Source organism: Serratia proteamaculans (assembly GCF_946227095.1).
GTDB lineage: Bacteria > Pseudomonadota > Gammaproteobacteria > Enterobacterales > Enterobacteriaceae > Serratia > Serratia proteamaculans_E.
Genome location: NZ_CAMISV010000002.1, coordinates 32,823 through 46,092 on the forward strand (window position 1 = coordinate 32,823; position 13,270 = coordinate 46,092).

Annotated in this window: 15 protein-coding genes; 2 read left to right on the forward strand and 13 right to left on the reverse strand. The window is 55.0% G+C overall.

Going from position 1 to position 13,270, the window contains the following annotated elements; all coding sequences use genetic code 11:
* Positions 1-15: 15 nt before the first annotated feature.
* Both fnr and OC597_RS03880 read right to left on the reverse strand, forming a co-directional pair.
* Positions 16-780, reverse strand: a complete 765-nt coding sequence (fnr, locus tag OC597_RS03875; RefSeq protein WP_012145310.1) for a fumarate/nitrate reduction transcriptional regulator Fnr — start codon at positions 778-780, stop codon at positions 16-18.
* Complete coding sequence (locus tag OC597_RS03880; protein WP_261463451.1) at positions 777-1,127, reverse strand: hypothetical protein; 351 nt, start codon at positions 1,125-1,127, stop codon at positions 777-779. Before OC597_RS03880 ends, fnr begins: the two co-directional genes overlap by 4 nt.
* 61 nt (positions 1,128-1,188) lie before the next feature.
* On the opposite strand from OC597_RS03880, the gene OC597_RS03885 reads away from it, so the two are divergent.
* Together OC597_RS03885 and OC597_RS03890 are read left to right on the forward strand one after the other, a co-directional pair.
* Positions 1,189-1,551: a hypothetical protein gene (locus OC597_RS03885; protein WP_315902153.1), complete on the forward strand. Its 363-nt coding sequence runs from the start codon at positions 1,189-1,191 to the stop codon at positions 1,549-1,551.
* An 18-nt stretch (positions 1,552-1,569) separates the two neighbouring features.
* On the forward strand, positions 1,570-2,106 hold the full coding sequence (locus OC597_RS03890; RefSeq protein WP_262207591.1) for a glycine zipper family protein: 537 nt from the start codon (positions 1,570-1,572) through the stop codon (positions 2,104-2,106).
* A gap of 33 nt (positions 2,107-2,139) precedes the next feature.
* On the opposite strand, the gene ogt is transcribed toward OC597_RS03890, so the two are convergent.
* The 11 genes from ogt to OC597_RS03945 all read right to left on the reverse strand — a co-directional run bounded on the left by ogt (position 2,140) and on the right by OC597_RS03945 (position 13,168).
* On the reverse strand, positions 2,140-2,664 hold the full coding sequence (gene ogt, locus OC597_RS03895; protein ID WP_262207594.1) for a methylated-DNA--[protein]-cysteine S-methyltransferase: 525 nt from the start codon (positions 2,662-2,664) through the stop codon (positions 2,140-2,142).
* Between the two features lie 259 nt (positions 2,665-2,923).
* Positions 2,924-3,214: a YmdA family protein gene (locus OC597_RS03900; protein ID WP_261284718.1), complete on the reverse strand. Its 291-nt coding sequence runs from the start codon at positions 3,212-3,214 to the stop codon at positions 2,924-2,926.
* A gap of 324 nt (positions 3,215-3,538) precedes the next feature.
* A complete protein-coding gene (locus tag OC597_RS03905; RefSeq protein WP_099062936.1) occupies positions 3,539-4,393 on the reverse strand; it encodes a tagatose bisphosphate family class II aldolase in 855 nt (284 codons plus the stop codon).
* A 9-nt stretch (positions 4,394-4,402) separates the two neighbouring features.
* Positions 4,403-5,569 (reverse strand): SIS domain-containing protein, encoded by a 1,167-nt coding sequence (locus OC597_RS03910; RefSeq protein WP_261463454.1) that lies wholly within the window; start codon positions 5,567-5,569, stop codon positions 4,403-4,405.
* Between the two features lie 26 nt (positions 5,570-5,595).
* The gene (agaR, locus tag OC597_RS03915; protein ID WP_261423998.1) at positions 5,596-6,366 is read right to left on the reverse strand and encodes a transcriptional repressor AgaR; all 771 of its coding nucleotides are present in this window, start codon (positions 6,364-6,366) and stop codon (positions 5,596-5,598) included.
* 331 nt (positions 6,367-6,697) lie between these two features.
* The gene (locus tag OC597_RS03920; RefSeq protein ID WP_262208074.1) at positions 6,698-7,606 is read right to left on the reverse strand and encodes an ROK family protein; all 909 of its coding nucleotides are present in this window, start codon (positions 7,604-7,606) and stop codon (positions 6,698-6,700) included.
* 19 nt (positions 7,607-7,625) lie between these two features.
* Complete coding sequence (locus OC597_RS03925; RefSeq protein WP_261284714.1) at positions 7,626-8,909, reverse strand: Gfo/Idh/MocA family protein; 1,284 nt, start codon at positions 8,907-8,909, stop codon at positions 7,626-7,628.
* Positions 8,910-8,928: 19 nt separating this feature from the next.
* Positions 8,929-10,041 carry an ABC transporter ATP-binding protein gene (locus tag OC597_RS03930; protein WP_262207600.1) on the reverse strand — a complete coding sequence of 371 codons (1,113 nt, stop codon included), beginning with the start codon at positions 10,039-10,041 and terminating at the stop codon, positions 8,929-8,931.
* Positions 10,042-10,063: 22 nt separating this feature from the next.
* Positions 10,064-10,882, reverse strand: coding sequence for a carbohydrate ABC transporter permease (locus tag OC597_RS03935; protein ID WP_012145301.1), 819 nt, complete (start codon positions 10,880-10,882; stop codon positions 10,064-10,066).
* Positions 10,883-10,894: 12 nt separating this feature from the next.
* Complete coding sequence (locus tag OC597_RS03940) at positions 10,895-11,833, reverse strand: carbohydrate ABC transporter permease (protein WP_261253843.1); 939 nt, start codon at positions 11,831-11,833, stop codon at positions 10,895-10,897.
* Positions 11,834-11,914: 81 nt separating this feature from the next.
* On the reverse strand, positions 11,915-13,168 hold the full coding sequence (locus OC597_RS03945; RefSeq protein ID WP_261284713.1) for an ABC transporter substrate-binding protein: 1,254 nt from the start codon (positions 13,166-13,168) through the stop codon (positions 11,915-11,917).
* Positions 13,169-13,270: the final 102 nt, after the last annotated feature.

Below are 13,270 nucleotides of genomic sequence, written 5' to 3' on the forward strand. Positions count from 1 at the left end.
CAACCCAGCCTAGGATCAGGCGTTTACGGTCACGTTAATCCGTGGCGTACCGGCCAGCACCGACAGAGCGTCGACGTTTTCGATGGTGATGTATTTGCCTTTAACGCTGAGGATTTCGCTTTTCTGGAAGCGACCCAGCAGGCGGCTGATGGTTTCTACCGTCAGACCAAGGTAGTTGCCGATGTCGCCACGGGTCATGGTCAGGCGGAACTCACGGGGTGAGAAGCCTCGTTCCGCAAAGCGGCGCGACAGGTTATAGACGAACGCCGCCAGGCGCTCTTCGGCATTTTTCTTCGACAACAGCAGGATCATGTCCTGGTCGCCTTTAATCTCGCCGCTCATCAGGCGCATGATTTGTTGGCGCAAGTTTGGCATTTTGCCGGACAGGTCATCCAGTGTTTCGAATGGGATCTCACACACCATGGAGGTTTCCAGCGCCTGAGCGAAGCTTGGGTGCTTCAGGCCGCCAATAGCATCAAAACCGACCAGATCGCCCGCCAGATGGAAGCCGGTGATCTGCTCATCACCTTGCTCGGTAATGGTGTAACTCTTGATGGTCCCGGAGCGGATAGCGTACAGCGATTTCAGTTCATCACCGGCCTTGAACAGGGTCTGGCCCTTTTGGATAGGCTTTTTCCTTTCGATAATGTTGTCGAGCTGGTCCAGCTCATGAGCATTAAGAGTAAAAGGAATACACAGTTGGCTGATACTGCAATCCTGACAATGGATCGCACAACCACCAGACTGGATACGACGAATCACGCGTTTTTCCGGGATCATAGATTACGCTCATTCAATAATTGATATGCGTCAATTTTAACATCTTTTCTTGCAGGTGATAAGGGTAGCATTAATAACAACGGGGGCATTCTGTGCGAATTTTGCGCAACCATGCCGCCGATTGTTCTGTAGTTAACTGAAATATTTTGATTTATTTGCCACTTACGCAAACGGGCCAGGGTGGCGGCATTCACTGGCGGCCAGTCAGAAAACCTGGGACAGCACTGAGTCTGTTTAGGTAAGCAATATTTAACCCTCATCATTACGGTCTTTTTTGGCAAAACCAAGTCAATATTTGTACACATTTGCTGGCGAAAACCGATCGCATTCATCCAAATCGTTGCCACAGATAACCCCTTGATTGGCGTTATCTTGGAGGAGTGCGGTGACAATCTGGCTCAGGAGTGAATGATGAAAAAGGTCATGTTATTGATGCTGGTGGCAGGAGCATTAATGTCGGCCAGCGCGGTTTCGTCTGCTCATGGTTATTACGGCCATGGCTATTACGGTCATGGCTACTATGGCCATGGCTACTATGGACACGGGTATTACGGTCCGGGAGTGGTGATCGGTATCCCTTGGGGGCCGCCGCCGGTCTATTATGCCCCACCGCCAGTGGTGTATGTAACTCCGCCGCCACCGCAGAACTACATCGAAAGGGCGCCGACGTATGCCTACTACTGTCGGCGTCCTGCAGGCTATTACCCGCAGGTGGCACGTTGCCCTGACGGATGGATGAAAGTGGTAACAGACAGTCCGGCTTCCCGATAAGCCTGAGGCGGATCAGTGATGAAATTATTACCTGCATTAACTTTGCTGGCTTTGGGGATCGGATTAAATGGCTGCGTTTCCCCGCCCTCAGGGCCAGAAGTGATAGCTTTACCGGGGACGGGAAAAAGTTATGAGCAATTTAACCGTGATGAGGTGTTGTGCCGCGCTTATGCACAAAACAGTGTGGGTGGCGGCGCCCAGACGGCGGCTAACAATGCCGCAGGCACCGCTGCGGAAGGCACGTTGGTGGGGGCTGCTGCTGGGGCGTTAATCGGTGCGGCATCCGGTCATGCTGGGCCAGGGGCGTTGATCGGCGCTGGTGGGGGAATGCTGGTAGGCAGTTCAATGGCGGCTAGCGATGCCTCGGGCAGCAATGAGGATTTACAGGACCGCTACGATAGCGTTTACAGCCAGTGTATGTATGCCAAAGGCAATAAAGTACCGGTGGCTTACGGTTACAGTGGCACCGATGTGCCGCAGACCTCACCGGTACCGCCAGACTACTCTCCATCGGCAACGAGCAGCGGCGTGCCACCGGACTATATTCCACACTAGTAACCGCAACAAATCAGTCGCCGACGGAGGGGATTAAAGCAGTTCGTTCTGTAAATAACCTTCGTGTTTCAACAGCCACTGTTTACGCTGAACACCGCCGGCATAGCCAGTCAATGCACCCTGCGAACCAATCACCCGGTGGCAGGGCACCACGATGCTGATGGGGTTGGATCCGTTGGCCATACCTACCGCGCGTGAGGCGGTCGGGCGACCGATGCGTTTCGCCAATTCGCCGTAAGTAATGATCTCCCCACATGGGATCTGACGCAGTTGCTGCCACACACTACGCTGGAACTCGGTGCCGGCGGTCATGACCGGCAACTGGTCAATGACACCCAGTTCACCCGAAAAATAGCGCTGCATGACCTCGGTCAGGCCGCCAGGGTTGGTTTTGTCTATCAGTTGGAAGCGATCGGCACGGTAGTGGGTATTCAGCAGCTTCATCAGCCGCGCTTCATGCTCTGTCCAGTCGATGGCGCGTAAACGATCATGCTCATCGGCAATCAGCACCAGTTCACCCACCGGCGTCGCCATACGGTCAATAAAAAAAGTTTGCATGTGACACTCCTCTCGTTTGATGAGCAGATTATTGCACGAAATAGGGGGGAGTGATGGCGGATTCCGGACATGAAGATGGGCAACCTGAAGTTGCCCACATTGTGAGCATTGATGTGGTGTGGGCCGTTTTATTATCAAATTTATAAAATAAATTTATAAATCATCAATTAATTTATTCAATTAAGTCAAAATTAATACTAAACAAATACCGCAGGTTATTAATAAAAGTAACCCAGGTTATTAGTAAAGACACAGCAAGTTATTTATAGCTTATCGTGACGTTTTTTAATCTGTCGTTATTATTAATCATTTCAGTTGTCACGTTGGAAACTAGTTCAGGTGATATTTTATTTAATGGGGTGATGGTATAGCCATTCCCGTTCGTCGAGGTTTGACCAAAGCAACTGGAGATGATTCCTTCATCTTGATGTTTGATAGTGCAGGCCGGCGAGGTGATTTTACCCGTAAAGCGGACGGTGCCGCCCTGAGCTGCCTGTAAGGTAGCAGGGAGGAGGGCTAGCAACACCAATGCCATGATAGGGTTTTTCATTATTAATTCCTTTTTAAAATGAACTGATAAAATAAGTGAATCCAATTGAATAAAGTCTAAACAGATAAACTTGATGTCATCCGTAAACAAAGGCTTTCGATTCTCCTTCTTTAATGTTTTATATACTATTCTTAATTTTTAGTGCCGATAGATTTGATAATAGGGAGGGAGGTGGGAAAAACCATGATTTAGATCATGGTGAAGGTGGCTTAATGATTAGCAGGCGAATGTAGCCGATGTACTGTGAGCTTCGTCACGTTAAAAAAATGGTTATGGCCGCCGTTGAGTCTGAAACGGCGGCCAGACTTGGTGCTTTATTCTGAGTTACAGCATGCCGCTGCTGCCGCAGATGCGGATTTTTTCGGCGACCACCTCTTTCATCGCCAGTTTGCCGGGCACGATGTACTTGCGTGGATCGTTGGCGTCCGGGTGTTGAGAGAAGTAGCTCTTCACCGCGTCGGCAAAGGCGATTTTCAGTTCGGTCGCCACGTTGACCTTGCAGACCCCCAGTGAAATGGCGCGTTTTACCATGGCTTCAGGAATGCCGGAAGCGCCGTGCAGCACCAGCGGGATATCGACCTGCTCGCGGATCAGCGCCAGACGATCAAAATCCAGTTTGGGTTCGCCGTGGTACAACCCGTGGGCGGAACCAATCGCCACGGCCAGCGAATCGATACCGGTTGCGGTGACAAATTCACGCGCGGCAGCCGGATCGGTAAAGAAGCTGTCGGTTGAATCGACAATCAGATCGTCTTCCTGCCCACCAAGGCGGCCCAGTTCGGCCTCCACGCTGGCACCGTAGCGGTGGCACAGCGCCACGGCCTCGGCCACCTTGGCAATATTCTGCGCGAATGGCAGGTGTGAGCCGTCGATCATTACCGAACGGATACCGCTTTTGACCTTGTGTTCGATATCATCCATTTCTTCGTGGTGGTCCAGATGCAGCGCCAACGGCAGATCGTAACGGTGTGCGGCCGCCTGACAGATGCCGATCAAATAGTCGGTGCCGGCATAGCTGAAGGTGCCGGGCGTGCCGGCCATGATCACCGGTGAGCGGAGTTCGGCGGCGGTTTCCGCCACCACCTGCACGGTTTCCAGATTATGAACGTTGAATGCCGGTACGGCATACCCCTGGCGCTGCGCTTTCAGCAGCATTTCGCGGTTGGATATCAGGTACATAGAGATTCCTTACGCCACAGATGACGGATAACGGTAAATGGTGACGCCTTTCACCACCCGGTTAACTTCACCGGTCGGGCACGGGTTATCCGGCGTCAGGCCAAGTGCCAGCGAGCTTTCAAATGCCAGCATCTGGGTGAATAACAGGTAAGGGAACAGCAGCCAGACGTCATCTTCGGCGTGGTGCAGGTTCAGTATCAGGTCGCACAGCGGTTGGGTGCTGCCGGCCAGGCCGACCATCTGCATCGCCAGCCCGTCACGTTGCAGCTCGTTCCACAAATCGCGATCGTACTGACGGGCATAGTCGCCGCTGGAGAACATCAGCAGGACCAGCGTTTGGTTATCGACCATAAACTTGGGGCCATGGCGCAGGCCGAGCGGCGAATCGTAGCGGGTGACAATCTGTCCGGCCGTCAGCTCCAGCATCTTCAGCGAAGCCTCTTCTGCCAGCCCGGTGAAACAGCTGCCGCCCAGCGTGATGTAACGCCGGAAACCGCTGGCCGCCAACGCCTTCACCTGAGGTTGCAGGGTTTCACGCAGTTCATTGCAGCGTGCGACCATCGCCGTCAGAGGCCGCTGGGCTTCGGCCAGGGAGTGCGGGCCGAGTAATAGCGCAGCGGACAGCATCATGCAGCTAAAGCTGGAGGTCATGGCGAAGCTTTGATCGTTGGACCCCTGCGGCATCACCAGTGAACAAACGTTATCGCGCTGATGGGCATATTGCGCCAACTGACTGTCCGGGTTGCACACCAGCATCAGGTGATAGCTTTCCGGCAGCAGTTGGTCGGCCAGTTCCACCGTGGCCACGCTTTCCGGGCTGTTGCCGGAACGGGCGAAAGAGACCAGCAGCGTTGGGCGCGTAAGATCGAGGTACTGGTGCGGGTTGGCGACAATATCGGTAGTGCCGTAGGCCACCACGTCACGGCCGGTTTTCTCACGTAGCCAGGGCGCTAACGCGCGGCCGGCAAAGGCCGAACTGCCCGCTCCGCACAGCACAATCTGCAGGCGAGGATTAGCCAGCAGCGGGTCAAGGAAAGGCTGCCACAGCGCTTGTTGCTGCTGTAACTGCTGGTGCAGGGCGGCCCATAAATCCGGCTGCTGCCAAATCTCACGGGCGGTATGCAGCGCATGTCGTTGTTCCAGCCAGCCCGCATCGTAAGCAAAATAACCGTTCATGTTGAAAACTCCTTAAATAACCTTGGTTAACGGTCGGCGATAATCACGTCGACCCCTAAATGGTTCAGCGCATGCAGGTAGCTTTCCGGGATGCGGCTGTCGGTGACCAAACGCTGGATTTGGCCGATTTCACGGATCATGCAAAAGCTGGTGCGTCCGAACTTGCTGGCGTCCGCCACGGCGATCACTTCGCGCGCTACGTCGCACATGGCGCGGTTGAGCTGGGCTTCGCCGGGATCCGGCGTGGTGATGCCGCTGTGCAAATCGAAACCGTCGACGCCGAGAAACAGCTTGTCGAAACGGAACTGGCGCATGTGCTGTTCGGCGGCCGGGCCGTACAGAGACCAGGATTTGCGCCGTACGCTGCCGCCGACCACCATCAAATCAACCTGTTCGTTGTTGGCCAGTTCGAAAGCGATATTCAACGCGTTGGTCATCACCACCAGATCTTTTTTACCGACCAACTGCTGTGCCATTTGGCTGGTGGTGGAGCCGGAGTCGAGAATGATGGCGTCGCCGTCGTTGACCAGCGCCGCCGCCGCACAGGCAATGGCGTATTTCACGTCGCGATTGATGCGCCCCTTGTCCTGTAACGGGCGATCGAAGGCGAACTGCTTGTTGAGCATCGCACCGCCGTAGGCACGAACGGCACAGCCGCTTTTTTCCAGTTGACGCAGATCGCTGCGGATAGTGACGCTGGAAACCGCAAACTGGGCGCTGAGTTGTTCAACGCGCACTGTGCCTTCGCGACAAAGCTGGTCGATAATTAATTCCCGTCGTTTTAGGGTATTGATCATTAACGCGTGACTCCTGATTTAGCTGTAGCCATACCCGGCCGCGGCGCAATGCGTCGCAGTTAATCTGGCAGGAGTGCTTTCAGTTGTTCGTGGCGAATTACAGCAAACGAAACAGTGAAATGCAACCGGTTATTTTTTAAAAAGTCATACGTATCAATTGTTTATGTTTAACAAACCTTTCGGTTAACCCTCAACCGAAAGGTGCTGGGAAATAAAGTGAAAAGCCGTAATTCGTTATTTATCAGGCGGCAACTTGTCGCCCGGGTTAATTTGCCGAAAGCAGGATGAAAGCCGCACCGTTGATTTTTTCCTGGCGGTCTTTTCATATTTTTTATTGCCAACTTTGGCGTAGTAATGCAGCGCCGCGTACGCCGCTGCTGTCGCCGTGCACCGGTGGGTAGACTGCCGCCGGTTCGGTACCGGGCAACAGCCAATGACTCATGGCTGGGGGCAGCAGGGAGTACAACTCGCCAACGTTGGACAGTCCGCCGCCGAGCACGAAGGCATCCACGTCCAGTAGCAATTGCAGCCCGGCCAGCGCGCTGGCCAGAATATCGACATACATGGCCATCAGCCGCTGTGCCAGCGGTTCTCCCTGTCGAAAACTGACGATTAACGCCGGGACGTTCTCCGCGGGATGACCAAAATGGCGGCTCAAGGCCAGCAGACCGCTGCCGGAAACATAGCGCTCAAAGCAGCCGGTGAGTCCACAGTTGCAGGTGAACAGCGGTAAATCGTAGCGCTGTGCCAACTGGGCGGAGATAGGGGTGTGCCCCCATTCCCCGGCCAGCCCGTTGCGGCCTTTATGCAACTGCTTGTTCATCACCAGGCCACCGCCGGCCCCGGTGCCGATAATGGCGCCAAACACCAGCGCCAGATGATCGGTTTGCGGCGTGCTGGCTTCGGAAAGGGCAAAGCAGCGGCAGTCGTTTTCAATTTCAACCGGCCGCGCCAAGGCTTGCGCCAGATCGTCCGCCAGACAGTGGCCGGTCAGGCAGGGCACATTCACCGCCAGTTGTCGGCGACTACGGGGATCGGTCACGCCCGGTAAACCGATGCCGATGCTGCCCTGGGTGTGCAACTCTCTATCGGCCTGCTCGACCAATTGGTGGATGCAGGACAAAAATTCGCGGTAATCGCCGGTGGGGGTGCTGATCCGCTGGCACAGCACCTGCTTGAGCTGCCGGTCGTAGGCCGCCATTTCGATCTTGGTACCACCGATGTCGAAACCGTAGCGTATCTGGGATATTTCCACGTATTCAGGCTCCGCTCAGGGTGATAACGGCGGATTCACGGCGCGCGCGCTCCGCCGCAAACACCATCAGATGACTTTCCAGCGTTTCTGCCGGACCGGAAAGTATCTGGGAAGGATCGTTGGTTCGGATCGCGTCGATAAAATGTTGCATCAGGTAGTAATCGCCACCACCGTGACCGGCCATGGCGTGCAGATCTTCGGCTTCATCGACGTCGTAGACCTTTTCGCTGTCGTCGACAAAAGAGGTAATACGGATGTAGCGTCCGTCGCCCTCGAGACAACCGTGGCTGCCGAAAATACGGGTTTGGCGATCTTCCAGTCGGGTAAAGGCGGTCATGGTGAAGGAGGCGGTACGGCCACCGGCAAACTGCATATTGACCACCTGATGGTCGACCACGTTATTGTCGCAGCGGTAGACGCAGCGGCCATATTGACCGTCGCGCAGCGCCGCCTGCAGATGCGGCTGATCGACCTCGGGTGTTAACACCCGCAGAAAACCCGGCGTTGCTTTGTGGTCGTCGCCCAGATAAATGCGTTTGGCGGAGTAAGGGCAGCTGGCTTCTACTGCGCAGTCCAGGCAGTTGTCCGCCGCACCGGCCGGTTGGTTTTCCTGGCGGAAGTGGCGCAGGCCGCCGAAGGAACTGATCTGCTCACAGGGTAATTCCATGATGTAGCGGATCCAGTCGATATCGTGGCAGGACTTCTGCAACAACATAAAGGCCGCCTCACCGTCGTTGCGCCAGTTGCCGCGCACGAAAGAGTGAGCCTGATGCCAGTAACCCACCGGCTCCAGGTGCTGCAGGCTGACGATGTCACCAATCACGTTATCGCGCAGCAGCTGTTTCAGCTTTTGGGTATAGCGCGTATAGCGCAGCACGTGGCCGACCGAGAAAATCAGCTTTTGGCGCACCACTTCCTCAACGATAGTGCGGCATTCACTGGCATCCGGCGACAGCGGTTTTTCCAGCAGCATGGCATAACCCTGTTTGGCGAAGGCCAGCGCCGGTTCGAGGTGCAAAGTATCCTGAGTGCAAATCAGCACTGCGTCGGCCAATTTGCCGGCGTCTGCGGCCTGCTGCCAGTCGGTGAACACCTTGTCCGCCGCTATGGCATGTTGTTCGACAAACTGCTGGCGGTAGACATCACGCGGTTCGGCCACGGCCACCACCTGCATCAAATCCGGGTGCGCCAACGCGTAGCGCGAGTAAATTTCCCCGCGTGCCCCGGCACCAATCACCAGCACCCGAACCGGGCGACCGGCATAACCATGTTGTTGAGCTGACGACATTGCACATTCTCCGATCTAGTTATTTGAGGTTTTGGCCACTGATTTCGTCAAACAGGTGCGCGCGGGACAGATCGAAAGCCAGGTGGATCTGTTCCCCCAGACGCGGTTCCCAGTCAGGTTGTGACGCCATGCGCAACACAAAGCGCAGCCCGACCAGTTCGCAGTGCAGTAACTCTTCGTTGCCCATTCGTTCGATGGTGACAATCTTCGCCGGGAAGCAATTGCTGCTGCCGGGCGCGCACAGCCGCAGGGACTCCGGGCGAATGCCGAGGCACACACGTGCATGGGGGTAATTTGCCAACTGCTGTTGCAGCACCGCCGGCAGTTCGAGAGGGTGCTGATTGCCGATTTGCAGCCCGATACCCTGCACGCTGCGGGTAATCGCCATATCGTGCAGGTTCATCGAAGGGCTGCCGATAAACTCGGCGACAAAGCGGTTAGCGGGCTGGTGGTAAAGGTTGATCGGCTTATCCACCTGCATAATGGCCCCCCGGTTCATCACGCAGATGCGATCACCCATGGTCATCGCTTCTACCTGATCGTGGGTGACATACACCATGGTGGCGGCGGCGCCTTCCTGTTTCAGTTGGTTATGCAGTTCGATCAGCTGTACGCGCATCGTGACCCGCAGCTTGGCATCCAGATTGGACAAGGGCTCATCGAACAAAAACACTTTGGGCTTACGCACGATGGCACGGCCGACCGCCACGCGCTGACACTGGCCGCCGGATAACTGACCCGGCTTACGTTGCAGCAGATTGGTGATTTCCAGCTTTTCGGCGGCATCTCGCACCCGGCGGTCGATTTCGGCCTTGCTTTCCTTGCCGATCAGGCCAAACGCCATATTTTTGTAGACCGTCATATGCGGATACAGAGCGTAGTTCTGAAACACCATGGCGATACCACGATCTTTCGGCATGGTGTCGTTAACGCAGCGATCGTGGATCAGTATCTGACCTTCGCTAACGCTCTCCAGCCCGGCGATCATCCGCAGCAGGGTGGATTTGGCGCAGCCGGAGGGCCCGACAAACACCATAAATTCGCCGTCTTTAATGTCCAGATCGACACCCTGTAACGCATTGAATCCGTTGGGGTAGACCTTCTTCACATTGTTTAACTGTATACCGGCCATGTTTTTTACCTTGTGTTCGTAGTTAGCCTTTTACCCCAGCGCTGGCGATGCCCTGGATGAAGTAGCGTTGGAAAAGAATGAACAGCATCAGCATCGGGATCACCGCCATCAGCGCACCGGCCATCAGCAGTGGGTATTCCACCCCGGCGCGGCTGGACAGCGACGCCAGCCCGACCGGCAGCGTCAGTTTCTCGGTGGTGGTGTTGACGATCAGTGGCCACATCAGGTTGTTCCAGCTCCACAGGCCGTTAATGATGATGCAGGCGATAATGCCGGGGCGGATCAGCGGCAGCATGATGCGCCAGAAGATAGCGAAGTAGCTGTAACCGTCGATCAGCGCCGCTTCCTCCATCTCTTTTGGCACCGCCAGGAAGAACTGGCGCAGCAGGAAGGTGGCGTAAATGCTGAAAATACCCGGCAGCACCAGACCGGTGATGCTGTTCACCAGCCCCAGTTTCTGTACCACCAGGAACTGCGGGATCAGAAAGGCCTGACCCGGCACCATCAGGATCGAAATACACACCAGGAACACCGCATCACGGCCGCGAAAGTGCAGGCGAGAGAAGCCGTAGGCAGCCATGGTGGCGATCACCATCTGCAACGTGACGGTGAAGAAGGTCGCCAGCAGCGAGTTCACATAGAAGTCGGTGAAGGGGATTTCGCGCATAACCTTGCCATAGGCCTGCAGGCTCGGGTGCGCCGGTAACAGTGTCAGTGGGATCTGGATACTCTCGGCCTGAGTTTTCAGCGAGGTCACCAGCATCCAGATAAAGGGCACCACCGAGGCCAGCGCCGCCAGAACCATAAACAAATACACCAGCGTTCTTTTACTTATGCTCATCGTCATGGCTCCTCAACTGACTTTCAGGCGTTTGCCAATCACCATTTGAATCAGGGTGATCAACAGGGTGACGGCGAACAGCACCACGGTAATGGCGGAGGCGTAGCCTTTCTCCTGCAGGTAAAAGGCATATTTGTAGAACAGGTTGGTCACGGTCATCACATCGCTTTCTACCAAGGCGCGGTCAAACATCAGGAACACCACGTCAAAGACTTGCAGGATCTCGATAAAACTCATCACCGAGACGAAGAACAGTGTCGGTACCATCATCGGCAGGGTAATGCGGAAGAAGCGGCGCAGGGTGCTGATACCGTCGATGTCGGCGGCCTCATACAGCTGGCGTGGAATACTTTGCAACCCGGCCAGCAAAATGATGATTTTCAGCGCCAGCGACGACCAGATAATGATGATGGAAACGCTGATGCGCACCACGTCCGGATCGGACAGCCAGGCCACCGGCGAAATACCCAGCAGGCCCGTCGCCTGGTTGATCAGGCCGAAGTCCTTGTTGAACAGCCATTGCCAGACCATTGCCACTGCGGCAGGCATGGTGACCGCCGGCAGGAACAAGAGGGTACGCAACAACGCCTTGCCGCGGATGTTCTGGTTCAGGCCAATCGCCAGCAGCAGTGACAGGCTCAGGCTGATCGGCACGCACACCACCACATAGAACAACGTGTTAGCGGCGGCGGTGTAAAAGTCGTCGTCTTCAAACAGATTGACGTAGTTATCGACGCTGAGGGTGCTCCAGCGCATAAACTGGTTGAGGTCGGTAAAGCTGTAAAAGATGTTCTGTAAAAAAGGGACCAGGTAAAACACCGTCAAGCCAATCAGCAGCGGCAAAATCATCACCCAGCCCCAGAAGCGCTCGGCACGCTCCAGGCGGCTGAGTGCCGGTCGTGGGGTACTTTTTTGTTGTTTTAGGGCACCGTAGCTTTCTGCCAGCGACATGTTGCCTTTCCTCACCTGTAACTGCTCTGCGGTATTCCGCGGCCGGTGCGCCTTCGGGCAGGCGTCACCGGCACGGGGTGATTACTGCTCCATCACGCGTTCAATCTTCTTAACCGATTTGTCCATTTCAGGTTTGGCATCCGCGCCCATAAAGATTTTCTTCAGGCTGGCGATCCACATGTTCTGCCATTTTGGCGTGTTGGTCCCGGCAGTGGGGTAGGCTTCGGTGACGTTGAGCGTTTCAATATAAGGCGTCACATCGACCTTTTTGATCTCTGCCGCCCAGGCTTTGGCCGCCAGTTTGTTGGCCGGGATCACCGCTTTCGCCAACTCAGTCTGTGAGGCTTCGGAACTCATAAACTCAATGTATTTCCAGGCTTCCTGCTTGTGCGCGCTGTTGGCGGACATGGCAAACGCCAAGCTGTGCGCAACGCCGGACTGGCGCTCTATTTTCGGCATCATCACCACGCCGATATGGTCGTTAATCAGCGGGTTGTTGGCGAAGGGGGCCGCCAGCCAGGAACCGGCATACACCATCGCCGCACGGTTGGACTGGAAGATGTTTTCGGTTTTGACTTCACTCATCTGTTGGGCGCTGGGCATCAATCCGTCTTTCATCATGGATTGCAGTTGTTGATAGACCCAGATCGACTTTTCGTTGGCAATGTCGGTCGGCTGGCCGTCTTTTGGCACAATGTGGTTGCCGTTCTGGAACAGCAGGTTCATATAGCTGTCCTGGCCGTCGATGCTCAGATCCATGACCAGTGGGAAGGCGCTGCCTTTCAAACCGGTTTTCAGTGCGGCGGCTTTGCTCTTCAGGTCATCCCAGCTCCAGTCATTGGTGGGGTAGCTGACGCCAGCCTGGTCGAACAGTTTTTTGTTGTACCACACCGCGATCGAGTCAACATCGCGGGGAATGGCCATCTGCTGGCCGTCATACTGATAGGCTTTAACCGAACTGGTGACGATATTATTTAATTGCACACTGCTGCCGGTAATATACGGCGTTAAGGGTTGCATGATGCCATTCTTGGCGTATTGCACAAAATAAGGCATGTTTATCCAGAATATATCTGGCGTGACGCCGCCGGCAGCGGCGGAATCTAATTTAACAAAGTATTGTGCCGAGGGAGTTAATTCTATGGCGATTTTAATGTTAGGGTTTTCTTTTTCAAATCGCTTGGCAATCTCCTGCTCGGCAGGTAATTGATTTCTGTCCCATACGGCGTAACGCAAAGTTATTTGATCGGCGGCATATAACATGGTTGGCAATAATAATGCAGCCGCAATGGCAGAGTGTGCCAGAAGACGACCGGTATTTTTTATCGGTGACATTGCTTTCCCCTCGGTGAACGACGAATCAATATTTTCGTAATGTGAATTCTTTCTATCCCTTAACTTTCAATGTGTCAATACACCCCGATCTGCCCAAAAATG

Bases quoted from the DNA above. Each gene is read 5' to 3' on its own strand.
- fnr (WP_012145310.1), bottom strand. From the start codon at position 780: ATGATCCCGGAAAAACGCGTGATTCGTCGTATCCAGTCTGGTGGTTGT.
- OC597_RS03885 (WP_315902153.1), top strand. From the start codon at position 1,189: ATGATGAAAAAGGTCATGTTATTGATGCTGGTGGCAGGAGCATTAATG.
- OC597_RS03890 (WP_262207591.1), top strand. From the start codon at position 1,570: ATGAAATTATTACCTGCATTAACTTTGCTGGCTTTGGGGATCGGATTA.
- ogt (WP_262207594.1), bottom strand. From the start codon at position 2,664: ATGCAAACTTTTTTTATTGACCGTATGGCGACGCCGGTGGGTGAACTG.
- OC597_RS03900 (WP_261284718.1), bottom strand. From the start codon at position 3,214: ATGAAAAACCCTATCATGGCATTGGTGTTGCTAGCCCTCCTCCCTGCT.
- OC597_RS03905 (WP_099062936.1), bottom strand. From the start codon at position 4,393: ATGTACCTGATATCCAACCGCGAAATGCTGCTGAAAGCGCAGCGCCAG.
- OC597_RS03910 (WP_261463454.1), bottom strand. From the start codon at position 5,569: ATGAACGGTTATTTTGCTTACGATGCGGGCTGGCTGGAACAACGACAT.
- agaR (WP_261423998.1), bottom strand. From the start codon at position 6,366: ATGATCAATACCCTAAAACGACGGGAATTAATTATCGACCAGCTTTGT.
- OC597_RS03925 (WP_261284714.1), bottom strand. From the start codon at position 8,909: ATGTCGTCAGCTCAACAACATGGTTATGCCGGTCGCCCGGTTCGGGTG.
- OC597_RS03930 (WP_262207600.1), bottom strand. From the start codon at position 10,041: ATGGCCGGTATACAGTTAAACAATGTGAAGAAGGTCTACCCCAACGGA.
- OC597_RS03935 (WP_012145301.1), bottom strand. From the start codon at position 10,882: ATGAGCATAAGTAAAAGAACGCTGGTGTATTTGTTTATGGTTCTGGCG.
- OC597_RS03940 (WP_261253843.1), bottom strand. From the start codon at position 11,833: ATGTCGCTGGCAGAAAGCTACGGTGCCCTAAAACAACAAAAAAGTACC.
- OC597_RS03945 (WP_261284713.1), bottom strand. From the start codon at position 13,168: ATGTCACCGATAAAAAATACCGGTCGTCTTCTGGCACACTCTGCCATT.